The sequence below is a fragment of the Paenibacillus sp. FSL M8-0212 genome, from assembly GCF_038004645.1.
Taxonomy (GTDB): Bacteria; Bacillota; Bacilli; order Paenibacillales; family Paenibacillaceae; genus Paenibacillus.
In genome coordinates, this window is the sequence record NZ_JBBORP010000001.1 from 6,315,082 (window position 1) to 6,339,935 (window position 24,854).

17 protein-coding genes are annotated in these 24,854 nt (G+C 44.6%); 5 read left to right on the plus strand and 12 right to left on the minus strand.

Annotation, left to right across the window (positions count from 1 at the left end):
* Positions 1 to 24 precede the first annotated feature (24 nt).
* A complete protein-coding gene (locus MKX68_RS27590) occupies positions 25 to 1,458 on the plus strand; it encodes a glycoside hydrolase family 1 protein (protein WP_340914942.1) in 1,434 nt (477 codons plus the stop codon).
* A 194-nt stretch (positions 1,459 to 1,652) separates the two neighbouring features.
* On the opposite strand, the gene MKX68_RS27595 is transcribed toward MKX68_RS27590, so the two are convergent.
* From MKX68_RS27595 to MKX68_RS27615, 5 genes are all read right to left on the minus strand, one after another.
* The gene (locus MKX68_RS27595) at positions 1,653 to 2,255 is read right to left on the minus strand and encodes a sugar O-acetyltransferase (RefSeq protein WP_340914944.1); all 603 of its coding nucleotides are present in this window, start codon (positions 2,253 to 2,255) and stop codon (positions 1,653 to 1,655) included.
* A gap of 39 nt (positions 2,256 to 2,294) precedes the next feature.
* Entirely contained in the window at positions 2,295 to 2,861 is a 567-nt protein-coding gene (locus MKX68_RS27600) for a sugar O-acetyltransferase (RefSeq protein ID WP_340914946.1), read from the minus strand.
* A gap of 216 nt (positions 2,862 to 3,077) precedes the next feature.
* Positions 3,078 to 4,241, minus strand: coding sequence for an MFS transporter (locus tag MKX68_RS27605; protein WP_340914948.1), 1,164 nt, complete (start codon positions 4,239 to 4,241; stop codon positions 3,078 to 3,080).
* A gap of 127 nt (positions 4,242 to 4,368) precedes the next feature.
* A complete protein-coding gene (locus MKX68_RS27610) occupies positions 4,369 to 5,121 on the minus strand; it encodes a TrmB family transcriptional regulator (protein ID WP_340914950.1) in 753 nt (250 codons plus the stop codon).
* 87 nt (positions 5,122 to 5,208) lie between these two features.
* Positions 5,209 to 7,245 carry a catalase gene (locus tag MKX68_RS27615; protein ID WP_445671095.1) on the minus strand — a complete coding sequence of 679 codons (2,037 nt, stop codon included), beginning with the start codon at positions 7,243 to 7,245 and terminating at the stop codon, positions 5,209 to 5,211.
* 206 nt (positions 7,246 to 7,451) lie between these two features.
* Between MKX68_RS27615 and MKX68_RS27620 the strand changes: the two genes are divergently transcribed.
* Positions 7,452 to 7,712, plus strand: coding sequence for a hypothetical protein (locus tag MKX68_RS27620; RefSeq protein WP_315935216.1), 261 nt, complete (start codon positions 7,452 to 7,454; stop codon positions 7,710 to 7,712).
* Between the two features lie 128 nt (positions 7,713 to 7,840).
* Here the strand turns inward: MKX68_RS27620 and MKX68_RS27625 are convergent, their stop codons facing one another.
* Positions 7,841 to 11,581, minus strand: coding sequence for an alpha-L-arabinofuranosidase C-terminal domain-containing protein (locus MKX68_RS27625; RefSeq protein WP_340914953.1), 3,741 nt, complete (start codon positions 11,579 to 11,581; stop codon positions 7,841 to 7,843).
* A gap of 392 nt (positions 11,582 to 11,973) precedes the next feature.
* Here MKX68_RS27625 and MKX68_RS27630 point away from each other — a divergent pair, with 392 nt between their 5' ends.
* Positions 11,974 to 14,391, plus strand: a complete 2,418-nt coding sequence (locus MKX68_RS27630) for a family 43 glycosylhydrolase (protein WP_340914957.1) — start codon at positions 11,974 to 11,976, stop codon at positions 14,389 to 14,391.
* Positions 14,392 to 14,527: 136 nt separating this feature from the next.
* On the opposite strand, the gene MKX68_RS27635 is transcribed toward MKX68_RS27630, so the two are convergent.
* Positions 14,528 to 15,082, minus strand: a complete 555-nt coding sequence (locus tag MKX68_RS27635) for a helix-turn-helix domain-containing protein (RefSeq protein WP_340914959.1) — start codon at positions 15,080 to 15,082, stop codon at positions 14,528 to 14,530.
* 129 nt (positions 15,083 to 15,211) lie between these two features.
* Here MKX68_RS27635 and MKX68_RS27640 point away from each other — a divergent pair, with 129 nt between their 5' ends.
* Positions 15,212 to 15,793 carry a LysE family transporter gene (locus MKX68_RS27640; RefSeq protein ID WP_338594432.1) on the plus strand — a complete coding sequence of 194 codons (582 nt, stop codon included), beginning with the start codon at positions 15,212 to 15,214 and terminating at the stop codon, positions 15,791 to 15,793.
* A gap of 53 nt (positions 15,794 to 15,846) precedes the next feature.
* Here MKX68_RS27640 and MKX68_RS27645 read toward each other — a convergent pair whose 3' ends face one another.
* Positions 15,847 to 16,824 (minus strand): MBL fold metallo-hydrolase, encoded by a 978-nt coding sequence (locus MKX68_RS27645; protein ID WP_340914962.1) that lies wholly within the window; start codon positions 16,822 to 16,824, stop codon positions 15,847 to 15,849.
* A 234-nt stretch (positions 16,825 to 17,058) separates the two neighbouring features.
* Between MKX68_RS27645 and MKX68_RS27650 the strand changes: the two genes are divergently transcribed.
* The gene (locus tag MKX68_RS27650; RefSeq protein WP_340914963.1) at positions 17,059 to 18,036 is read left to right on the plus strand and encodes an alpha/beta fold hydrolase; all 978 of its coding nucleotides are present in this window, start codon (positions 17,059 to 17,061) and stop codon (positions 18,034 to 18,036) included.
* An 88-nt stretch (positions 18,037 to 18,124) separates the two neighbouring features.
* On the opposite strand, the gene MKX68_RS27655 is transcribed toward MKX68_RS27650, so the two are convergent.
* The 4 genes from MKX68_RS27655 to MKX68_RS27670 all read right to left on the minus strand — a co-directional run bounded on the left by MKX68_RS27655 (position 18,125) and on the right by MKX68_RS27670 (position 24,741).
* On the minus strand, positions 18,125 to 18,772 hold the full coding sequence (locus tag MKX68_RS27655) for a hypothetical protein (protein ID WP_036608371.1): 648 nt from the start codon (positions 18,770 to 18,772) through the stop codon (positions 18,125 to 18,127).
* A gap of 309 nt (positions 18,773 to 19,081) precedes the next feature.
* The gene (locus MKX68_RS27660; protein ID WP_340915523.1) at positions 19,082 to 20,563 is read right to left on the minus strand and encodes a DHA2 family efflux MFS transporter permease subunit; all 1,482 of its coding nucleotides are present in this window, start codon (positions 20,561 to 20,563) and stop codon (positions 19,082 to 19,084) included.
* 68 nt (positions 20,564 to 20,631) lie between these two features.
* Complete coding sequence (locus MKX68_RS27665) at positions 20,632 to 21,219, minus strand: TetR/AcrR family transcriptional regulator (RefSeq protein ID WP_036608373.1); 588 nt, start codon at positions 21,217 to 21,219, stop codon at positions 20,632 to 20,634.
* A 267-nt stretch (positions 21,220 to 21,486) separates the two neighbouring features.
* Positions 21,487 to 24,741, minus strand: coding sequence for a bifunctional cytochrome P450/NADPH--P450 reductase (locus MKX68_RS27670; RefSeq protein WP_340914966.1), 3,255 nt, complete (start codon positions 24,739 to 24,741; stop codon positions 21,487 to 21,489).
* Positions 24,742 to 24,854: the final 113 nt, after the last annotated feature.

The window sequence follows — 24,854 nt, forward strand, 5'->3', positions numbered from 1 at the left end:
TATTTGATGAATGGAGCGATACACATGAGCAACTCTCAAAATCAAACCTATCAATTCCCGGAAAATTTCTTGTGGGGTGGCGCAATTGCAGCCAACCAGGCTGAAGGTGCATACAATCAAGGCGGCAAAGGATTATCTACTCAGGATGTAGCTCCCAAAGGTATCATGGGCCCAATCACGGAAGAACCAACCGAAGATAACATGAAACTGATCGGTATCGATCTGTATCATCGCTACAAGGAAGATGTGAAACTGTTTGCCGAGATGGGCTTCAAGGTATTCCGTACTTCCATCGCCTGGTCCCGTATTTTCCCAAAAGGGGACGAGCTGGAACCAAATGAAGAAGGACTGCAATTCTACGACGATCTGTTTGACGAGTGTCACAAATACGGGATCGAACCACTCGTAACGTTATCCCACTATGAGACACCTCTTCACTTGTCCAAAGAATACGATGGCTGGGTTAACCGGAAAATGGTTGGATTCTACGAGCGTTATGTAACCACTGTCTTCAACCGTTACAAAAACAAAGTAAAATACTGGCTTACTTTTAACGAAATCAATTCCATTCTCGAAGCACCATTCATGAGCGGTGGCATCTATACGCCGAAGGAAAAGCTTAGCAAGCAAGATCTCTATCAGGCGATCCATCATGAGTTTGTAGCCAGTGCTTCCGCTGTGAAGCTCTGTCATGAGATCATTCCTACGGCACAGATTGGTTGTATGATGCTCAGTATGCCTACCTACCCATTGACACCGAATCCAGACGATATGATTAAAGTCATGGAATTCGAACATAGCAACTATTTCTTCGGTGATGTGCATGTAAGAGGTCGCTACCCTGGTTATATGAAACGTTATTTCCGGGAGAATGGAATCGAGATTCAGATGGAAGCTGGCGACGAGGAAATGTTGCTGAATACGGTAGACTTTATCTCTTTCAGTTATTACATGAGTATCTGTCAGACAGCAGACCCGGAGAAACAAATCGCAGGTGAAGGTAACCTGCTTGGGGGTGTACCTAACCCTTATCTGCCAGCAAGTGAATGGGGATGGCAGATTGACCCGCAAGGATTGCGTTATGTGCTTAACATGTTCTATGACCGCTATCAAAAACCACTGTTTATTGTAGAAAATGGTCTTGGTGCTGTTGATGAATTGATCACGGGTGCTGACGGCGAGAAAACAGTTGAAGACGACTACCGAATCCAGTATCTGAATGATCATCTGGTTCAAGTTGGTGAAGCTATTGAAGATGGCGTTGAAGTTATGGGTTATACATCATGGGGTTGTATTGATGTGGTCAGTGCGTCTTCTGCCCAGTTGAAAAAACGTTATGGTTATATCTATGTGGATCGTCATGACGATGGATCAGGAACACTCGAACGTTATCGCAAGAAATCCTTCCATTGGTACAAAGAAGTGATCAGCAGTAACGGGAAAAGTTTGCAGCGTTAAGGTTTTTTAAGCAAATGTAACAGATACATTCTTCTATCCCCCAGACATATCACATGAAAAAGTGTCGGTTATATGATACCTTGGCATGTTTTCTGTCTGGGGGATTTTATTTTTATTTTCAAAAAGAAACACCCGATGATACACATCGGGCATTATCATTAGCGACTATCACGTTGTTCACTATTTATTCTTCACTAGATGTTCTTCACTAGATCCCTGCTGTACTTTGATTTGTCTTCTTCTGTTATCTTGCGAATGACCCTGCAAGGATTACCCGCAGCAATCACACCAGACGGTATACTCTTGGTCACTACGCTCCCTGCGCCGATGATCGTATTATCTCCAATCGTCACACCAGCAAGGACTGTCACACCGCCACCAATCCACACATTATTGCCCACCGTGATGGGTCCAACGATCTCCAGACCTTCATTGCGCTGCTCAACATCATAAGGGTGGCCTGCTGTATAAAATCCGCAATTGGGAGCAACAAAAACGTTATCTCCAAAACTGATTTTCCCCCCATCCAGCATGACAATATTATGATTGCTATAGAAGTTCTCACCAATTTCAATATTATAACCATAATCACATACAAATGGCTGTTCAATCAGGAAACGATCCGTCGTTTTCCCCAGCAGTTTCTTGATTAACGCTTCTCTTTCGTTGATCTTGGCTGGATGAAGCTGGTTATAATCGTAACAAAGCCCTTTGGCATGTAAACGCTCTTCAATTAACTCTTGATCATAATTGGCGTTATACAAGAGCCCTAATTGAGATTTTTCTTTTTCAGTCATCATTTCGTAAGCACTTCCCATCTTCTATCTATAAATATGTTAAAGCTCAATCTCTCTAATAATTCTAGCAGGATTACCGCCCACGATCATATTATCCGGAACATCCTTTGTAACGACAGACCCGGAAGCAATGACCACATTATCTCCAATGGTAACCCCCGGATTAATAACGGCTCTACCACCAATCCATACGTTATTGCCAATCGTGACTGGCTTGCCGTATTCTGCACCCGTATTACGTTCATGCGGATGGAGTGGATGAGTAGCCGTATAGATATGTACATCAGGCCCCATTAAACAATGGTCTCCAATACGTACTTCACACACATCTAATATCGTACAGTTAAAATTGGTATAAAAATGATTGCCTGCATGAATGTTATATCCATAATCCACATGAATATTAGGTTCCATGGCCAGGTGTTCACCTGTAGATCCCAACAGTTCCTTCAATAACTTGGTGCGAAGCTCACCGTCCGTTTCCGTCGTTTGATTGAACGTCCGCGTCATTTTCCTTGCATACTCTCTGTCCTCAGTCAATTGAAGATCCGAAGCCAAGTACAGCTCGCCATCCAGCATTTTTTGCTTTTCTGTTTTCGTAGTCATGATCATCGCCCCCTCTGTGTATATCATCCAGTTCGACATTAGATGACACTTTTTAAAACTCTTTTAATTATATAGATTACGATGAATAAAGCAAGTTTCAGTCTATATGAAAATAGTTTAATCTGCTCTAAGATACTATCGTAAAATAGCAAAAAACCTCTACACCCATTGTCTATGGGAATGAAGAGGTTCAAATTTTTGTCTAATTTCTTTATTCTAGGCAACCGCCTGAACGGTTTTTTCCTTAACACTAATGGCATAGATGGCAGACACCAAACCAAGCAGAATCAGAACAGAACCAACCCATCCGGTGTTCAGAATCGATGAGTGATCAATCACCATGCCGCCGATACAGGTACCCAGTGCAATACCTGCATGTGCAATACCTGAGTTGGTGCTGATTAGCGTTTCGGCTGTTTCCGGCGAAGTTTTGATAATGAGACTATTCTGTACAGGCGTAACGGTCCAGCTCAGTGCACTCCAGATGCTTAACAGCAGCAAGAAGGCGATCAGAGGCAAGCCCACACTGAACGGAATGACAGCCATACTCACGATAAAGGGAATCAGCACAATGACAATGGCTTTAGCAGGATGCAGACGATCAGATAACATGCCCCCAATGCCTCCACCTGCAACAGCGGCGATCCCAAACATCATATAGATAAAGGTAACCATCGTCGCGCTGGCACCCAGCGTTTCTTGCAGAAATGGTGTGAAATATGCATATAACGTCAAATGACCCGCGAGAACAAGCAAAGTCGTAGCATGGATTGCCAACATTTTTGGATTCCACAGAGCCGTAAGCTGTTTCTTCAGGGATACAGCAGGTATAGGCTGCACACGATCCATCGCAATCCAGATCGCTACCATAACCACTGCGGTCAGAATAGAAATTAACATAAACACCTCACGCCAGCCCGCCAAGTTGCCTACAAAGATACCAAGTGGTACACCCAGGATAAGTGATGCACTGCCTCCCATGGTAATGATCCCCACGGCGCGTCCTTTATATTGTGGTTCCACGATGCGTGCTGCAAGGGTCAGGGAGAGCACAAAAATAAGTGAACCCGTTGCGGCTCCAAGTGCTCTGCCCGCCATCAGCATATAAAAGCTGGTACTGAACGCAGAGATCAGATTACTGATCAGAAATACAAACAGCGTACACATATATACTTTTTTACGCTCGAATCTGGCCGTCATATTTAATAAAATCGGTGCAGACAACGCATAGACAAGTGAGAAAATAGAGATTAAATACCCGGCTTTCGCCAGAGAAAGATGAAGATCCGTAGCAATCAGGTCCAGAATCCCGCCCAAAATCAGTTCAACGGTTCCGACCACAAATGCTGCGATAGCAAGCACATATACTTTCTTATTCATTTTTGAATCCTCCTCAAAAGTTACAACTACGATAGTAACCCATAAGAATGAAAGTTTCAATAGTTATTTTCATGATTATTTTCAAACAAAGATATAACAAAAAAAACTATTCTTCAAAAGAATAGTTTTAATAGATCAATCTGGTGAGCAGTTTCTCGATTTCAGCATCCTGTAACAGTTGGTCACCGTATTTTTTGGTAATTTGAGTAAGGGCAACATCATGATAGAAATAATCAGTCATCGCTTTAACAATCGGTTTGGACATCGTCTTGATCGCTCGCCATGAATCGTGCTCTACACCAGCAAACAGCAGATATGCATGATCCACAATAAGCAGCTGTGAAGGTTCCGGCGCATCAAGCAATGGAATCAACGAGTATATCCGGTTTAAGGATGTCTCCATACCCCCAACGGCAAGCACTTCAACGTAAACGCCCTGCTTTTCCTTCTGCTCCAGCAGTTCACGATATTTCTCCATTCGCTCATTCCAGGCCAGAAAAAGAATCGATGAATCTGCTTCTTCGATAAGCTGTTCGATATTCGACGCGATGGACGACTCATCTTTTAACGTCCAAATATGCTCATCCGTAAATGTACGTTTGATTTTGTAACTCTTCAACTCCTCAATATTTTTCTCAAAATCAGCCTTGATCTTATGAATAATGGACTGAAGATCCACAGCCATATATAGTTTCTTCTTCCCATCCATCGTTGTCAGCACCGTTCCCTTGTCGATCAGGCGATTGAGCACTTCATAGATTTTGGCTTTGGGAACGTTGGAGTAATTAACAATCGATGTGGCATCAAGCGGTTCATCCTGGGCAAATATAGCCTCGTATACCTGACTTTCATATTGTGTAAACCCGAATTTCTGCAACATGGTTTGGATCGGCGCATCCCTTCTTAGTGTGTCTGGTCTATCTAGTTTAGACGCATGAACTTCCCATGTCCAGTTTATCCCACGTGGCTATGTCCGATCCCAAAAGCGCTGCTGGGTCATCGCTTGAATGAATTGCTCTGCAAACGCCGCAGGCTGCTGTTCCACAATGACGCCAGGTTTGCCTATAATGCCGACAGGCTGGATCACTGCTGCACCCGTCGGTGTAGCACCGATCGGTTTGAAATGATTGTACGTTTCGGTGGCATAGGATCGGGTATATTTCTGAACATAATTGTTCTCCTTCTCTCCTCCAACAATGAACAGACCATCATATACCAAGGGCGAGCCGGTCAAAAAGCTGTCGTCCACCTTGAGTTCCACATTCCCTGTTCCACGCACCACACCCTGTCTTTCATGAACAATGACCGGTTGAAGTCCCACTCCCTTAAGCTCTTCCAAAATGTATTGTGTGCTCGGTCCATCAAATCCTTCCCCAACAATCACTCCTACACGCAATGTCTTGGGAGAAAACACCGTATTTGCCATGCTGAGCGCAGGAGATGACTTCGTCACTGGAGATTCTTGGACGTTAGGTACATTGACTCCGAGTTCCACGGCCAGAATGGTCGCCAGCTCTGTGCTGATATGACCCAACATATTGACAACCTGCTGACGGATGGAAACATCCTTTACCTTCCCAAGTTCAAACGTGAGTGCTTGAATAATATGGCTTCTCTCCAAGCCTGTCATGCTATTCCAGAATAGACGTGCCTGTGAGAAGTGATCCAGGAAGCTGGGTGCCGTTTTCCGTTCTTTAAGACCTTGCACCGGGGAAGGGTATGTCACAAAGCCCCCTTTTGTTCCCGGCACAGTATAAGGTGAGTTATTGGCAAGCGAATTGTTATGATAGGCAACTCTCCCCTGATCAATCGTAAACCGGGAAGCTCCATCCCGCTGGTTGTTATGTACAGGGCATACCGGACGATTGATTGGCAGCTCCTGATAATTCGTGCCCACCCTCGCCAATTGAGTATCTGTGTACGAAAACAGTCGCCCTTGAAGCAACGGATCATTGCTAAAGTCAATGCCACGTACGATGTTACCTGGATGGAAAGCAACCTGTTCCGTTTCAGCAAATACATTTTCGACATTGCGGTTAATCGTCATTTTGCCAATGATTCGCACTGGAATGTCTTCTTCTGGCCATAATTTTGTTGCATCCAAAATATCAAAATCAAACTTGAATTCATCTGCTTCCTCCAAAACTTGTAATCCGAGTTCAAACTCCGCAAAATTGCCCGCATTGATGTTCTCCCACAGATCTCTGCGATGAAAGTCCGGATCTGCACCTCCCAGCTTTTGAGCTTCATCCCACACAAAAGAATGCATACCAAGTATGGGTCTCCAATGAAATTTCACGAACCTGGATTTGCCTTCTTTGTTCACCAGTCGGAAGGTATGTACTCCAAATCCCTGCATCATTCGAAAACTCCGTGGTATCGTGCGATCCGACATAATCCACATGACCATAGCAGCCGACTCTTGGTTATTCGCGATGAAATCCCAGAAGGTGTCGTGTGCAGTAGAGCCCTGTGGAATTTCATTGTTAGGTTCCGGCTTTACCGCATGAATCAAATCCGGGAACTTAACCCCGTCCTGAATGAAAAAAATAGGTATATTGTTGCCAACCAAGTCAAAATTGCCTTCCTCGGTATAAAACTTCACGGCGAACCCACGTACATCCCGATTTGTCTCGTTAACCCCTTTGGAACCGGCAACTTCGGAAAAACGAACAAACAGCGGTGTTTTCACATCTGGATTCTGAAGAAAATGAGCCATCGTTAACTCTTCAAGTGATTCATATAACTCAAATTCACCGTAAGCTCCATATCCTCGGGCATGCACAACTCTCTCCGGGATGCGTTCCCGATCAAAGTGAGACAGTTTCTCACGCATCAGAAAATCTTCAAGCAGCGTGGGTCCGCGATCCCCCGCTTTTAGCGAGTTGCTGTCATCTGATATTTTAACCCCTTCGTTGGAAGACATCTCTTTGCCATTATTATCCCGTAGAAAGGTATTTCTTTGCTCAATCTTTTTATTCTCATCCATAGGTTCCTTGCTCATCCCAATCACCTCCAGAATATATGTATGGGATTGAAAATGCATTTATGAGTATCTGTTATACCTATGAATTGATGTGAATTCCACAGGCACTAGATATAAATGGAAGGTGTTATCCCCATTTATTGCTCATGACGTCTTTTGTCTAGCACCTTCTACTTCACATTGTCATTTACTATAAAGAATCTAATAGAAAAGAGATGATTAGTATGGCTCGTGTCAATGCTGTTCCGCAACCGGATCTGGTATTAATCTATTGGTCAAGAAATCCCCTCGTTCCTGGTTCTGCGCGCAGAATCCAGAGTGTGCGTGTGATTGGCAACACAGCTCCGTGTACATTCACGTTGGTTCCTGGCGCTTTATTGATTAATGCATTGAACTGTTTGCTGGACAATGATATTGGATTCAAAGTGGTCTACCGCCATAAAACCTCAGCAATCAGTGGCGTTTTGTTATTAAAACGCAAATAATCAGACCTCCAAAAAATGGTACCTCCCTTTAGGAGAGCACCATTTTTTTTCGTTCTTTGATCGTCAATCGACAGATTGGGAACGCCAAAAAACCGCGATATCCGCGGTCTCTTGTTCACGATGTTGATTTAATTCAAGATCTCCATCACTAATACATTCACTGAATGAGCGGCTAAATTAACCACCACCGATGTATCGGACAGTGTAATCTCCTGTTCTTGGGGAATCACTTTCTCATCATTCTTCTGATTCACATTTGGAATATGCACCAAATGATCTTCTCCAGTAAGTGTGATCAATCTGGCTGAAGCATCCACCTTCAGATCCTGAAGGCAAATCCGGGTTGATTTATCCACACCATCTGCATTGACCAGTTTCACATACACATAACGTTCATCTTTCGTAACAGAGTGGAATACTTCCCGGTTGTAAGCTTCCAGCTTGTAATCCAGAACTTTGCTGATATTGTGACCATCTGTATAGGAGCAGATCAGATTCTTTCCTGTGTCCCCACCATAGTTAACCGTAATCGTATAATCGGTCCCATTCTCGAGTGGTTCATAGTTGGCCGCTCTTAGGTTACCTGCTGCTGAACTCGATGAATAATCTCCTAATGTGTAACCTTCGATCCCTTGTTTGTACACCTTCACTCCCGTGGCATTTCCCCCGTAACTGATTGCGTACTCGATGACATCCTTGTTCTCCGGTGAGATATCCGTCAGTCCCACACCGATGTAAAAACCATCCTCACCTGAAATTCTTTCAGCCTCAACGTGAACTTGGTAATTAGTCCATTCGTCATTCAGCTGATACAATCCATTTAATCCACTTGATTGTGCCTTCAAAATGAGTCCTTTCCCTTCGGTTAACGTATATCCTTCCGATCCGGGAATCTGGTTCCATGCCTCACTAGGCTGTGTACGTTCCCTGAAATCTTCATCTAGCAGTATGGTACCATCCACATTGGACGTGACCGTGACTCGTTTCACCACGATGTCTGCATGACCTGTTGCAATCTCGATGCCGCCACGTGGAATGAGATTCAGCGGTTTACCTTTGCTATATGTCGAGAACGAAGTTTCAAGTACCTGATTTCCTACATGTTTTGCAAAAAGCTGCTGTACATAATAATTCGGTGTATACCATACTGTTTCATCATCAAACCAGATGCAGTCTGGCGTCCAGCGGTAGGTGCCGTCCGTTAGTACTTTGTTGAACAATGGCGCATAGGCTGCCAAACGAACAACGTCTGCATTATTTTCAAATCCAGTCATGATCGCAGCTTCTGCAACCGCACCTGCCAGCGTGTTTTTGTCCGTGGAAGCATATTCTCCAACAAATACTTTGGATGTTTCTTTCCAATCGATACTTCCGTCTTCAAGATAGGCCCGGTCATAATAGTTGTACCGATCCACGTTATTCAGCAAATATTCATTGGAGCGGTAGTAGTGCTCATCTGCGATGGTGTCCATGTAATTGTCCTGATTTTCATACCAAGTTACGGTCTCCTCAATCACCTCAGTACCATCTGCAAAAGCAACCTGAGCTGACCCGGTGAGGTTCCCGCTGAGGAATTTCCATCCTTCCTGGTACGCATCATCATCTGCCTGAGCACCCACCGTCGAGATAATGTGCAGCTCATAATTAGGATAGTTCTGTTTCATGTACTCATCTATTGAACGTTTGAATACTTCGAAGTTGGCAAAAAATTCAGTGCCCCAGTTCTCATTGCCTACGCCCAGATAACGAAGATCAAACGGTTCAGGGTGTCCCATCTGGCTTCGTACCGCCGCCCATTCGTTGTGTTCAAAGTCTGTACTGAGCGCAAAGTCAATCAGATCTGTAAAGTTGCTGATATAATAATCCCTTAAAGCACCGCCCGCAGGGTGAGCATAATCCGATCGTGCCTGACATAACACACCGCAAGCCATGACTGGAACTGGAGCGGCATTCAGATCTTCCGCCAGTTGGAAGTACTCCATATAACCAAGCCCCATCGTCATCATGTAACCCCAGACATTATAATTTTCTTTGCGGAGCTCAACCGGACCCACAGAATCCTTCCAGTCATATACGTTATCCCAGATAAAAGATCCCTCCGAGATACACCCTCCCGGAAAACGCAAGAACTTCGGATGCAGATCTGCGAGTGCCTGGATTAGATCTTTTCTCAATCGATAGTTCGGGTTAGCTGTGTAGTTGGCATGTGCTGTAGCCGATATTCCCTCTTCTGTCCGATCAGCTCCCCATACATTCTGAGGGACCAAGGACACCATATCGATGGAGATGTCACCTGCAAACGTAAGTGCCAGTTGACCAAGTACAGTCTCCGTTCCGATCAGAGACAAACCGTATTTCTTCCATGTGTTCCCGCCTTCAACATGCAGCGTTACCGAATCACTGATGGAAGTGTCGCTTCCATCCTGCAATTGAACAGTCATCGTTCCTGCCGATTCTGCTTTTGCCCATACGGTAAAGTCATATGATTCACCCTGCTTGATGGACATGGCACAATGCTGGTTGGAATCTGAGAATCCACGATTTCGAATCGTTGCCCCATCCTGAACCGTTACATAATAAGCATTTACTTCAGGGTCTTCCACGTTAAAGTGAACGTTTAGTCCATCCGTATGCTGTACGAGCATTTTCTCCGTATCGCCTGACCAGGCAAACAAAGGTTCACGATTTCGACCTGTCGAACAACCACATTCTCCAGAATCATGTGAGTACGTATCAAATGCAAAGGATTCAAATGATCGATTCTGAACAAGCTCTGCATAGATTCCGCCATCTGCCGCGTTGTTAATATCCTCATAGAAAAGCCCATACATGACTTCACTGATATCAGCCACCTTCTGATCTCCATGGATGGTGACGGTATAGGGAGCGACATGTGCTGGCAGAACAGACACGTCAAAGCTTTGGCTCAGCTTACGATCACCTCTGTTCAGAAGCGCACGGAGCGTAACCTCTTGTGCTGATGTGATCACCTGAACTTCTCCGCTCTCGGATAAGACTTCCGGCTTACTGGAGCTCCATTCAACAGACACTTTACCACCCAGCAAGTCTGCGGGTAATGATACATCCTTGGTGATGATTCGGTTGGGGAAGGACAAGTACTTGTCCGCCGCAAGCTTTACAATCGCTTCATCTGTCAGTGACTCACACATCACTTCAATGACTTCATCCATGGTGAGCGCTGACCCATAGATCCGAAAGTCGGATAACGAACCTGCAAAATCCACATCCGCTGCATACTGGGAACGTCCAATATAATTCTGGCTATAATTTTCGGGATCGGTGAAAGAATCAAACCATTCGCGCAATTTGGCATAATTGCCACTGGATGTCTGACTGATCGAGCCGTCTGCGGCCTTCTCCCCATTCACATATACAATTGGACCCGCACTGCTCAACGTTCCCCCTTGGCTGCCCGCTACGGAGAGTGCAATATGCAACCATTCTCCGCTTGCAACTCCTCGACTTGGGTGGACAACCAGATTATCGCCGGCATATAACGTACTCAGAAGCTGACGCGTCAGAAACATATACGGCCCCTTCTCGCCTTTGCCAAAGTCAAAAATGCGTTCCCACACATTGGACCCTTTGCCGAGAAATACCCAAGTGGCAATAGTAACTCCAGTGTTATCGCTTACATCCTGAAGCAGATTCGAGGGTAATTGCAGATAAGAGGTTCCACTCGCTCCCCCGTTAAAAGTCACCGCCGTTCTGCCTTTCAACTCGGATATCACAGGTCGAATCTCACCTTTGGCTATACCATCATGTCCCTTACCCGAGCTGTCCTTCCCGATCTGAACGGTATCTTCAAACTTGTATTGTGCAATCAACTGATTTTGATATGTGGTCATGTTCTTACCTCCTATGTAGTTGGGAATTGTCGTTAAAGAATACTCACCTTTAATTCGTATAAGTTTAAAATGATTGATAAATAGTTAAATGCCTAATCTAAACGTAATAATATCCCATCACATAACCTAATTTCAATCCTAAATTTGAGAAAGATGACTGGTTTATTTGAATCTTAGAAGGTTTATGAGCTCTTTCCGTCTCTCTTTATTTATTCATTTTAGTCTTATAAACATCATATTTATGGTTTACAAACATATAAACCAATTGATAATATAACAAATGAAAGCGCTTGATATAATGAAATACCCAAAGGAGGTCTGCCGAACCTTATATCGTGTGTTGCCAAGTATCGGGTTATTTTTCATTCCGGGAAATAGGAAAGGGGAAACGTATGAAACGTTATTGGGTACGCGTACTTAACATTTCTGTACTAAGCACCACATTACTTACTGCAACAACTTTGGCACCGGTCTCGGTGTTCGCAAATGGTTCAGAGGCACCCGTGGGTAACTCGCAGACTTCCACCACAACTATCGCAACTCCTGCTCCATCATTCAAAAATGTTTCTGTGCATGACCCTTCCATCATTAAGGTGGATGATACGTTTTATATTTTTGGTTCACACCTGCAAGTAGCTAAGTCCAAAGACTTTTTGAACTGGGATCTCGTCGCCTCCGGCGTTACAGATAACAATCCTGTTGTCCCCAATGTAACCAAGGAATTCGCTGAAGGGTTGGAGTGGGCGCAGACGGATACGTTATGGGCAGCAGATGTCATTCAACTCGCGGACGGCAAATTTTATATGTACTACAATGCTTGTAAAGGGGACTCCCCGCGATCAGCGCTCGGCATTGCTGTCGCAGACAATATCGAAGGCCCTTATAAGGATCAAGGCATTCTGTTGAAATCCGGCATGTGGGATCAGATCAGTGAGGATGGTACCATTTACGATGCAACGATTCATCCCAATGTGGTTGATCCTGATGTCTTTTATGATAAAAACGGCAAGTTATGGATGGTGTATGGTTCATATTCCGGAGGGATTTTCATTCTGGAGATGGATGCAACGACAGGTAAACCACTGCCGAATCAAGGTTATGGCAAAAAGCTGACCGGAGGCAATCATAGTCGTATTGAAGCACCTTATATGCTCTACAGTCCCGAAACCGATTATTATTATCTGTACCTGTCTTACGGTGGACTAGGTGCTGATGGAGGATACAACATTCGTGTTGCTCGCTCCCAAACACCGGATGGGCCTTTCCTCGATGCGGAAGGAAACGATTTGATCAACGTTAAAGCGGACAAGGATAAACCGTTGTTTGATGATCGTTCTATTGAGCCATTTGGAGTCAAATTGATGGGGAACTTCCTGTTCGAGAGACAGATCGGTGATCCGGGCACAGGCCTAGGTAGCGGCTATGTATCGCCAGGGCATAACTCTGCTTATGTTGATCCGGAGACTGGCAAACAATTTCTCATCTTCCATACCCGCTTTCCAGGGCGTGGCGAAGAGCATGAAGTTCGCGTACATGAGATGCATATGAATGCAGATGGTTGGCCCGTTGTTTCTCCATATCGCTATGCGGCTTTGGGAGAAGATACCACGCAACTGACAACTCAGGAGATCGCCGGTCAGTACCAATGGGTGAATCATGGTAAGGACATCACGGCGGACATCAAGCCATCCCAGACCGTTCAGTTCACGGCAGATGGGCAGATTCATGGTGCCGTGACAGGAACGTGGAGTCTTGGTGCAGACAACAAGGTTCAGATCACTTCGAATAACGTTTTGTACAAAGGCGTTTTCACACATGAATGGAATTCGGAATCTCAAAGTACGGTTCTGACCTTTAGCGCCCTCTCCTCCTCCGGGATAGCCATCTGGGGAAGTCAAGGTGTTGAACGGAGTAATCAAGACATTGTAGATGCGGTGAAAAAGGATCTGAGCATTGGTAATACAGATCAAGTGTTCTTTAATCTGTCTCTGCCTACCAAGGGAACAAGTGATGCAGAGATTACGTGGAAAAGCTCCAATACTTCGGTTCTATCCACTACAGGTGTAGTACAGCGACCACGCGCCGGTAAGGGCGATGCCAAAGTAAAATTAACCGCAACGATTCGTAAAGGAACTGCGGTAAGCTCCAAAACGTTTAACGTTATCATTCCAAAGCAAGCGGTAAGCCCGTTGCTCGGGGAGTATACTTTTGAACACAAAAAACTTGCCAAAGTCGCACAGGATTCCAGTAAAAACGAATATCACGGACAAGCCTTTAACGTGGTCAGTTCTGCTGCCGGTGGCAAAAATCAGGCTGCCACATTTAATGGGACAGACAGTTTCATACAGTTACCTGGACTCATTACAGATACAACGGATTTCACGTTTAGCGCTTGGGTCAATTGGGACGGCGGCGGGTCCTGGCAGCGTATTTTCGACTTTGGAAATGGTTTGACCAGGCATATGTTCCTTACTCCCTCCCAGCATAATGGAGCGCTACAATTCACCATTCATAATGAGGGTCGAGATCAGAACCTGATTGCAGCAAATCCACTGCCTTCCAAAGCGTGGGTTCATGTGGCTGTATCCCTTCAGGGTGATGTGGGTACTCTATATGTGAATGGTACATCGGTTGCAAGCAGCTCTGAGATTACTTTTAACCCGAAAGATCTAAAGGTAACTGAAGCTTATGTGGGCAAGAGTCGTTATGCGGCTGATCCGTTCTACAAAGGCAGTCTGGATAACGTAAGAGTGTATGATAAAGCATTAACAGCCAAGGAAATCCAGCGTCAAGCCAAAGAAAAGCCTTAACTTAGAGTCCCCAATCGCAAGCGGTTGGACTCCATAGTGCACACATCATAAAGCAGCTAATGTATCGAACTGCACCCCATTTGTTAGAGACAACTAACAGCGGCGTTGCAGTTCATTACATCAGGCTGCTTTATTGTCACTTCGAATAATGGATGACCATGTTGAATTTACTCTCCTTAGCACCGGAGTTTACATAGGCATGAGGCTTGTCCGCTCCAAAACGAATTGACTCCCCTTGGTTCACCGTATATTCTTCCGTGCCTACCCGTATCGTAACTTTCCCTTCAAAAACAGTAATAAATTCTTCCGTACCTTCTATATGCGGTTCAGCTTTCAACTCAGACTTGGGGTCCATCTCCATCAAATATATTTCAAACCGACGACCCTCTTCAAAAGGAAAATGCGGATAAATCCGAACCCTTCCCTCATCCTCCATCAATACTTGAATATCATCGCCCGTTACAACGGTCGTATCTGACTTCGGCTCGTGAATCAAAGCAGTGAAGGAGGTTTTCAGGCCATTAGCAATCTTCCATACGGTTGCAATGGAGGGATTGGATTCGCCACGTTCAATCTGACCAAGCATGGTCTTGCTAATACCAGACATTTCGGCGACCTTGTCCAGACTAAGCTTTCTTTGTTCCCTAAGCTGTTTCAGGTTCTGAGCAAGAATACTATTAATGTTTTTCAAAATCCATCCTCCTCATTTTATAATTATGTTGTGCTATATAACGCACATGTTGTACAATAATGAAGACCGTACGCTATAACGTACATTTCATATCATTATATCACACAACTAAGAAAACGTGGAGGAACCATGAACATTATACCTTTAGTGACCTATGCAATCATCGCTTCATTTACACCCGGACCCAACAACATCATTTCCATGACGCATGCAAAAAATCAAGGGTTTCGCAAGACCCTTCCGTTTATTAGTGGAGTTGCAGCCGGCTGCCTGCTAATTATGTTTCTGTCCAGTTATTTCAACCTTATTCTTCATCAATATATTCCCAGGATCACACCCGTCTTGAACGTGTTAGGATGTGTGTACATGCTCTATCTGGCGTTCAAAATCATGCGAAGTAAACCTGCAGATGCACAAGAAAACAAGGTCAATCATTATTCATTTCTATTCGGGTTCACCCTGCAATTTATCAATCCCAAAGTCATTCTGTATGGGCTTACTGCCATATCCGTTTTTGTTCTGCCTCTTGGGCAGTCCCATGTTCAATTAATCGTATTTTCCTTACTGCTCACCTTCATCGGCATTAGTGCCAATATGACCTGGGCGTTCGGTGGCATGTTATTCCAGAGCTTTCTATTAAAATACGAGCGTCCTGTTAATATCGTAATGGGTATGTTGTTAATTTACAGTGCACTATCAATCCTGATGTAAAATGTAATAGAAAAAGCGTCCACTCATTCGATGAGCTGAACGCTTTTATTTTTTCATCCCAATTCCGGTCTCCACCATGGATGTGTAGGGTAATCCTCCGTATGAAGCACAACCTTCTCGCCGATTTTGGGTGTTGCAATCTTAACTTGCAGGGCATGTGCAGCCTTCGTAATTCGTTCAACCGGTTCATTCCAGGCATGATAGGCCAGCGTAAAAGCTGCCCAATGAATCGGAATGAGCAACTTACCACCTACATCCAAATGTGCTTGTACCGTCTCTTCCGGCATCATGTGAATGTTGCACCACCGCTCGTCATATTGCCCACATTCCATCAAGGTGAGGTCAAATGGACCGTATTTACTGCCAATTTCCTTGAAATGAGGACCGTATCCGCTGTCACCACTAAAGAACACCTTTGTATGTTGTCCAGCGATAACCCACGAACACCATAAGGTAGAATTACGGTCGAATAATCCTCTGCCCGAGAAATGTCTTGCTGGCGTGCAAGCCAATGTTAAACCTTTGAACGATAACTCATCCCACCAGTTGTGCTCGGTAATCTGTTCCGAAGGCACACCCAGTTGAATCAGCCGTCGACGTACCCCAAGCGGTACGATAAATCGCTTTGTTTTATCCTTTAATCTGCGGATGGAGTTATAATCCAGATGATCATAATGGTCATGCGATATAATGATTGCATCCAGAGCCGGGAAATCCTCCGGTTGTATCGGTAGATTCGTGCTATAACGTTTGGTACCCACCCAGGATACAGGGGATGGACGATTGCCCAGCATCGGATCAAAGAGCAACCTGTGCCCTTCAATTTCAAGCAAAAAAGCCGAATGTCCGAACCATGTAACCTGTGGATTATCGGATGCACTGAATGATTCAGCAGGTTCACATATCTCCATGGGCATTACGCCCACTGGCCTCCGCTCTACATTGCCACGCATGGAATCTCTCAATATACTGATTAGGGACTTGAAGTTCATGCCGGCTGATGTCGGGAGCTGATTTTCGTATTTTGTCATTGTACATACCTTCTGTTCTATAAAATCAATCTAGGTTCAACATTTAGATGAGATATATTCATATCGTAGCTATATATTAATTCATTGGCCGTTGATATACAATTTTCACTAGAACACGCCCTTCTCCCTTGATCAGAAATAAACTCAATTAAGATAGAATTAAGACTCTGTTTTCTCTCCTATAAGATTGGGCATATATGATAGAGAAAATACATGGAGAGTATGTGAGAGAACATGAAGAAATGGCGTAAAAGATTAGTTAAGTTTTTGATATTTGACCTCGCGGTAATTCTGTTGCTTCTGGGTACAGGCGTGATCTACCAACAAATAGGGGTAAGGCAGGATGCAAAAATGCTCGTACCTCCTGGAAAGCTCTACAAAGTACATGGAGACAATATGCATCTATATACTGGCGGAGAAGGCGATGTAACGGTTGTACTCGCCTCTGGCTGGGGGACCGCTAATCCCTATGTAGATTATTATCCATTATATGAAAAGCTTGCTCCAAACACAAAATTCGCTGTATATGATCGATTTGGCTATGGATACAGTGATCAGACCGATAAGAAACGTGATGTCGATACCGTAGCTGAAGAATTACACGAGTTGTTGCAGGTATCTGGACAGAAGCCACCTTATGTATTGGTTGGACATTCACTCGGCTCGCTGGAGACCATCCGTTTCGCACAAAAATACCCGGATCTCGTCAAGGGTATCGTCATGATTGATGGCGGAAGCCCCGAATATTATTCAAATGACGATGACTCTTTGGCAGACACAATTGGTGGTTTTGCGAATAAATTCCGTATCCAAACCGGACTATTCCGTCTCTCCATGCAATCTGACTTGGTTGTCGAAACTTCCAATGCCAATCGTAATGAACTGAAACTTGTACCCGAAGATCTGAAAAAACTGGATACAACTGCGCTGTTGCACAACTATGGTAATGTTAATACGTTGGATGAATTACGTGAAATAGCTGCCAATGCCAAAGTGGTCGTAGATCACAAACAAACCTTACCGTTTCCACTCACCATACTGACAGCTGACTACCTTGGTGCAAGTGAACCCGAATGGGATAAATCACAATCAGAATTCAAATCTTGGTCAGATGATTCAAAACAGGTAACCATTAAAGATACCGATCATTACATCCATCAATATCGCCCTGACCTCGTTGCGGATGAAATATTGGCCCTGGTGAAGAAGTAACGTACACTCTGCTAAAGTAAGGCTATGTTATATCATGAAAGAAACCCCAAAGGTATCTCTAATATCTTTGGGGTTTTAAGTATGAGATTTATTGTGCTATCGCCAGTCTTGGCCGTTGGGACCTGAAATCGCTGAAAGCTTGTTCGATCTCTAATGCAGTCAACTGGTGACGATAAAAGTACTGTTCCATCGCCTCCATTTCGGTACGATCGCCATTGTAGATGTTATCAATTCTTCGAATGACCTGGTTATATAAGCTCTCACGTCTGGAGTTCACAGGTTCACACAACCAAAAGTCTGTTCTTTTCACATCACCTGTCTCCGTCCATAGCAAATTCTCATATCGGATGACATCCCAGTCCCAATATCCAGCATGAATCTGCTGAAGTTCCGTCGTAAACATATCGTATATCAAGTTGGGAGGAATATGTCCATATGTCACACGGTACTCTTTCAGTTTGAATGCTTCAATCCACTCTGTCAGGGTGTACTCACCTGGTGAATACGCATACAATTTAGGTGCATAAGAATTACTCTGCAGTGCCCTAAGTGCCTCACTTTCTAACTCCCCATCCAATCTTGCACGTGAAGCATATACCTTGAGACAATAGTTTTGCAATCTATATACGACGGAGCTATTACTAATAAGCGAAGCCTGTAGAGTGAGATGGCCGTTTTTTTCGTAGTGCAACAGCATCTTTTCAATGTTATTGCTAATGGGATTGATGATAATCATAACGATGTCTCCTTGAGTGAAAATAAAATATAAACCGTTTTCGAATTGGTTAAAAATTGTACTAATACATTCTATATTACCCTTTTATATTAGTATGAACATATACAATTTTGCCGGAACATGAAGTATTTGCTCTGAAATTCATTCTTTAAACCGCCGTATTCCGGCTATATTTTTACTCTAATGGCTGTAACCCGTTTCACGTCAACACCGAAAAAAGATAGATACGCAAAAAAAAGCGATGCGCCCTTAAAGTTAAGGGACACATCGCTCTTATACAATATATAATTATTATTGTTAATTAATGGATTAATGCATAGGACCTTGTTGTCCTGGCGTTGATCCTACTTTGACCCGTTTCACGAAGAGTGAAGCAATCAGGCCGATAATCGACAGAACTAATGCGAATACAAACGCATTCTGTACACCTGACGTGAAACCTGCCAGTTGATTTTCTGGACTTTCCGGATTCGCCACTCCGCTCAAAAAGCGGGATTGTCCTGCGCTCAGTATACTTACCGCAACAGCCGTACCGATCGCTCCGGATACCTGTTGCAACGTATTCATGATGGCAGTACCGTGAGGATAATACTCACGGGGCAATTGGTTCAGACCATTCGTCTGTGCAGGCATCATAATCATCGAGATTCCAACCATCATGAACACATGCAGCGTAATGATTTTCGCCAGTGTTGTTGTAGGTGTAATTCCAGTGTACATGAAGAGTACAATCGTTACGATAGTCAGACCAATAATCACAAGCCACTTTGGACCGAACTTGTCAAACAGTCGACCCATAACCGGAGACAGTAAACCATTCAGCAAACTGCCCGGCAATAGAACCAGTCCGGCAGTTAACGCGGTAACGGCCATACCTTGTTGCAGATACATTGGCAGGATCAGCATGGATGACAGCATCATCATCATACAGATGAATATCAGGATCAAACCAATCGTAAACATCGGATATTTGAACGCTCGCAAATCCATCATTGGCTGTTTCATTCTCAACTGACGGATACTGAATAACAGCAAGGACAACACACCAATAACGAGAGTGGCAACAACGACCGGACTCGTCCAGCCTCCGCCAGTTTCCCCGTGTCCCCCTGCGCTACTGAAGCCGTATACGATACCACCAAAACCAAGGGTAGAAAGGATAATGGAAAGTACGTCAATTTTGGGCTTGGTCAATTTCGAAATATTAGGCAAGAACAACAAACCGCATACCAGTGAGATCAGGAAGAACGGCAAGGAGATCCAGAAGATCCAATGCCAGCTCAGATTAGCCAGAATCAGACCGGAGATACTCGGACCGCTTGCTGGTGCAAACATGATAACCAAACCGATCAATCCCATGGCCGCGCCACGTTTTTCAATCGGGAAAATAACCAATATGGTGTTAAACATCAGTGGCAACAACAGAGCTGTACCTATCGCCTGTAGTACCCGTGCCACCAACAGAATTTCGAAGCTAGGTGCAAGTGCAGCAACAAATGTTCCTGCAATCGAGAAAATCAAAGATGTTGTAAACAGCTGTCTTGTGGTAAACCACTGCAACAGCATGCCGGATACCGGTACCAGGATTCCCAACACAAGCAAGTAACCTGTAGTTAACCATTGAATCGTTGTAGGACCTACTTCCAGTAGAGCCATAAGTGGCGTCAATGCCACGTTTAATGCCGTTTCTCCAAACAGACCAATAAAGCCGCTCAGCAGCATCGCGAACAAAATCGGAAATACCTTGTATTGCTTTGTTTCTTGTTGATTCTGTGCAGAATCAGCCTTCATGGAAACCTCCACGATCCCATCCTCCTCAAACGTATCGAACTTTCTTTTTCTCTGTCTCTTGGTATAAATTATTGAATCTGTTTGGCGTTCTTCGTCACAACCGACAAATACTCAGCAGCCGTCAGCAGAGGCTGTTTATCCTGATTCGTCAGGCTGATAATCAGTGCTCCCTCCATCAAAGAAATGATCAGAAGTGCCGTCTCCCGCGCCTTCTCTTCACCAACACCATCCAGAATCAGATGTTTCTTAATGACATCCTGCCAATCTGCAAATACACCCTGACATGCAATACGCAACTGCTGACTAATACACGATGTCTCCACAGCTGCCCAGAAGCTGAATGGCAGAAATCCGGTAAACCCGGCTGCTTCTGTTTCATGAGCCAAATCATGAATAAATCTCTGAATGGCATCCCCCGTATTGTCGTGGGCTGCAAATGTTTTCTCAAATGTCTGCAGGATATGTTCATTGGCTTTTTGAATACACTCGTGCGCGAGCTCTTCCTTGCCATGCGGGAAATAATGATACAACGACCCTTTCGGCGTACTACTCTCTTTGATGATCTGATTCAGACCGGTCGCATGATATCCTTGTGAAAAAAACAGTCTCGCTGCTGTGCTGACAATAGACTCTCTAGCATTAGACTTTTCACTCAACGAAAGCCACTTCCTTCAAATAATTATAACAATCGGTCTATATAATTAAACTCGTTCAGATAAGGACTGTCAATCATTTTTATTTCAAATTTTAATGTAAACGCTAACAGTTCAGGAGTGAGAAAATGAACCGAGCGACGGCTCATGGTGAGATCATCATAACAGCCGCTAATTTGGAGACAAAGCTCCAGATTAAGCGGCTGTTTGTTAACTTGAATATATTAAGGACTGGACTGTATATTAGTAGATATTGGAGTCATCTCCGTCTTAATGTACTTCCTCATGCACAGCTTTAGGCGTTTCAACTGTTCGTTTATTACCTGCCCACACGTCTTGCACGTAGCGTCCTTCGGCCTGAAGCTGAATGAGCCAGTTTTTCGCTTGCTGCATCGTTGCTCCATGCACCTCCTGATATGCTTGTTGCAAAGTCTCTTCTACCGCAGGAGCCATAAGGCTCCCATCCCCGCATACGTAGAGTTTTCCTTTGTTCATCAGCATGTGAATTAACTTTTCGGAATCTTCCTTCATCAGATGCTGTACATACGTTTTGGGCTTGCCTTCTGCACGAGAAAAAGCAGTGTGTAGCTTAACGATCCCTTCCCTTTCGTATTGCTCAAGCTCCTGACGATATATGAAATCTGAATCATTCCTGCACCCAAAGAACAAATGCGCCTCACTCAGTGGCAAACCTCTCTGTTTCATGACAGCTCTCGCCTGGAGGAAACCTCTGAACGGTGCAACCCCCGTCCCCGGTCCCACCATGATCATCGGTACGTCAGCCTCTTTCGGCAAATAAAATTCGGATTCCGGCGTACGCACAAACATCAGAATACGTTCTCCGGATGGACAACCGGCAAGGTACGATGAAGCAACTCCCTGGTATTCGCCTTTGCCACTCCATGCAGGCTCTCTTACTACCGATACGGTTATGCTCGCTTGCTCTGAATTCAGGCTTGGCGAACTGGATATTGAATAATATCTGGGCTTGAGTGGAGGCAATAGTTCAAGGAACCTTTCGAATGGCAGTTCACACGCCTCATACTTTTCTAGCAGGTCCAACATGGTGATTCGATTGGCAAGAATATAATCCTTGTAGCTGTTTTCATCCAACATGCCTTCCAGTTCACGCTTATGAGGTGGACATACCGTATGATTGGCTAACTCCTGCAACTGTGTTCTGGTAGCTGGTGTCTGCAATTCCACACAGTGAGTGAGCAACTCATGTAGCTCGACGGGACGGTTCAATGGAAGATGTGTAAGGTGGCTGACGTCCGAAGTTAATTGGATCTGAATATCCCTACTTAGTGAGAACCGACTGAGTATCCGATCCACATTCTGCTTCTGGTTGCTAGGCAACACGCCGAGATGGTCGCCTTCTCTATAACTCATGCCTTCAGGCAGTAACACTTCGATGTGACGCGTGCTTCTTCCACTTCCCAGCGCCTGAAGCTCTTTATTGACTACAACCGTGGCATAGCTGGCATCATAAGTTTGTGCAAGTGGCATCTCTGCTTTCTCATGGACAATCTCCATTTGAAGTCTGCTTGTGCTTGGTAGGGTTGGCTTCACTACTTCCGCGTTGATCCCCAGAGCATTCAACACCTGCGGCCACAACATATGCTGCCACGTCTCAACTTGTTTCTCCATATCACCTCCGGCATCGGCTTCACCGCGGGATAACAGTCTTTTACCTCCCAATCCTTCAAGCTTCTCATCTATCAATCGAGGAATACTCTGATACGTCCCGGACCAACTCCGATCTCCACAGCCCAGAACGGCATAGTTCACATCCCTTGCTTCCTCTGCCCCCGCACCATTCAACCAGTCTACAAATGCCGTAGCATTTTGCGGAGGTTTACCATTATACGAAGCAGTGACGATGAGAACGACACCCTGACGAGGTAAGCGGCCCATCCACTCATTCAGAGTGGCTGCTTCGCTTGGGATTCCATACGAACGACCTTTCACCACAAGCTCTCTGGCAATGCCTTCTGCCGTTCCGAGATTGGAACCATATAACACCAGGAGCGAAGGGTTACCATCTGCTTCACCGGCCAGGGTATCTCCCATTTGACTGGAACTTGCTACGTCTTTATGAACATCAGGAGCAGGTTTCTCTTCCATAGATCTGGTAGACTTATTCATCTTTTGTGACACTTCACGCGCTTTCACCTGGATTCTGAAGTCTCCCGGCTTCAACGTCAGCGTCTGTTTAACATCCAATTCATAATTGCTGTAATCGATCAGCTCAAAATGTTTGAGGACCATGCCAAGCACAAGTGTTGCTTCATATAAAGCAAACTGCATGCCGATACACGCTCTCTCCCCATTACCAAAAGGTTTATATGCATGGTGAGGTACTTTCGTTGTATCTTCAAATCGCTCTGGACGGAAAAGTTCCGCATCCTCTCCCCATGCCTCTTTGTCACGGTGAAGCTGAGGCAGAAGAATACTGCAACTTTCCCCTTTCTTCAAGGGATATCTGCCACCTATAACCGTGTCTTCTTTTGCATATACGTCAAATCCCGGAGCGGTTGGCCATAAACGTAGCGATTCACTGATAATCATGCGAATGTAGGAAAGCTGAAGAATTTCCTCGTACTGTGGTGAGTCACTGACCAATATCTGATCCACCTCGTCATACGCCTTTTGAAGAGATTCCGGATTTTTCAGTAGAAAGTAAAGAGCAAAAGATAACAAACCACTCGTTGTTTCATGTCCGGCAATGAGAAACGTAATAATCTGATATCGGATGTTCTCATCATCCAGCATTTCTCCAGTCTCCGGATCTTTGCCATTCAGCATACGTGCGAGCAAGTCGACCTCTTCGGGTGCTGAACTCGCTTTACGTTCCTCTATAATCTGATCTACCAGAGAGAACATCGTCTGAATATCCTCTTGGAACTGTCGCTTGGTTTTCACCATAAGCAGATTCTGAATTTTCAAACGGGAACTCTTCTGCATCGCTTCATTCAGCGCCCTAACCATGCTTTCAATAAAAGGACTGTGGTCCTGTCTGTAAAAGCTGTTAAACCGATAATTGAATCCACATAGTCCAATGGTATCCAACGTAAGCCGTGTCATATCATCCGCAACATCAATCGTATCGTTGGAATTGAGGCGTGCCCACTTGTTGATCAACTGTTCGGCAATATCAACCATCATGGGATGATAACCTTTCATGGCCTGTTTGCTAAAAGTGGGAAGCAGAATGTTATGGGCCTTTTTCCAGTTGGGCTCTGATGTTCTGCTTGTAAATAAACCATCGCCTCCAAAGGCACGTACATTTTCGAGTTCATTGTATACATATTTGTCAAAACGGGACACATCACATAACTCAGCGACAAGATCTGGTCCAGATACGATTAAACCGGAATAACCGGGAACGGTAAGTCGATATATCGGTCCATGCTGTTCAGCCAGAACACCTAGCGACAACGTTGGTTTATTTTTATCAATCAAGGGCAAATTGCCAAGTGGTCCATACATTTTGGGTTGTGGAATATAAGTTGCATCACTCATGATGATCACCTCTTAACTGTACGCCGTGGAGCAAAGTATTCGTTAGCCATATGATGGCTGTTCTGCTTTCATTCATAAGTGATCTCTCCTTTGATGATTATATAATTGATAGT

Bases quoted from the DNA above. Each gene is read 5' to 3' on its own strand.
- MKX68_RS27590 (WP_340914942.1), top strand. From the start codon at position 25: ATGAGCAACTCTCAAAATCAAACCTATCAATTCCCGGAAAATTTCTTG.
- MKX68_RS27640 (WP_338594432.1), top strand. From the start codon at position 15,212: ATGAACATTATACCTTTAGTGACCTATGCAATCATCGCTTCATTTACA.
- MKX68_RS27655 (WP_036608371.1), bottom strand. From the start codon at position 18,772: ATGATTATCATCAATCCCATTAGCAATAACATTGAAAAGATGCTGTTG.
- MKX68_RS27630 (WP_340914957.1), top strand. From the start codon at position 11,974: ATGAAACGTTATTGGGTACGCGTACTTAACATTTCTGTACTAAGCACC.
- MKX68_RS27620 (WP_315935216.1), top strand. From the start codon at position 7,452: ATGGCTCGTGTCAATGCTGTTCCGCAACCGGATCTGGTATTAATCTAT.
- MKX68_RS27645 (WP_340914962.1), bottom strand. From the start codon at position 16,824: ATGACAAAATACGAAAATCAGCTCCCGACATCAGCCGGCATGAACTTC.
- MKX68_RS27610 (WP_340914950.1), bottom strand. From the start codon at position 5,121: ATGTTGCAGAAATTCGGGTTTACACAATATGAAAGTCAGGTATACGAG.
- MKX68_RS27600 (WP_340914946.1), bottom strand. From the start codon at position 2,861: ATGACTACGAAAACAGAAAAGCAAAAAATGCTGGATGGCGAGCTGTAC.
- MKX68_RS27605 (WP_340914948.1), bottom strand. From the start codon at position 4,241: ATGAATAAGAAAGTATATGTGCTTGCTATCGCAGCATTTGTGGTCGGA.
- MKX68_RS27650 (WP_340914963.1), top strand. From the start codon at position 17,059: ATGAAGAAATGGCGTAAAAGATTAGTTAAGTTTTTGATATTTGACCTC.
- MKX68_RS27615 (WP_445671095.1), bottom strand. From the start codon at position 7,245: ATGAGCAAGGAACCTATGGATGAGAATAAAAAGATTGAGCAAAGAAAT.
- MKX68_RS27660 (WP_340915523.1), bottom strand. From the start codon at position 20,563: ATGAAGGCTGATTCTGCACAGAATCAACAAGAAACAAAGCAATACAAG.
- MKX68_RS27670 (WP_340914966.1), bottom strand. From the start codon at position 24,741: ATGAGTGATGCAACTTATATTCCACAACCCAAAATGTATGGACCACTT.
- MKX68_RS27625 (WP_340914953.1), bottom strand. From the start codon at position 11,581: ATGACCACATATCAAAATCAGTTGATTGCACAATACAAGTTTGAAGAT.
- MKX68_RS27595 (WP_340914944.1), bottom strand. From the start codon at position 2,255: ATGACTGAAAAAGAAAAATCTCAATTAGGGCTCTTGTATAACGCCAAT.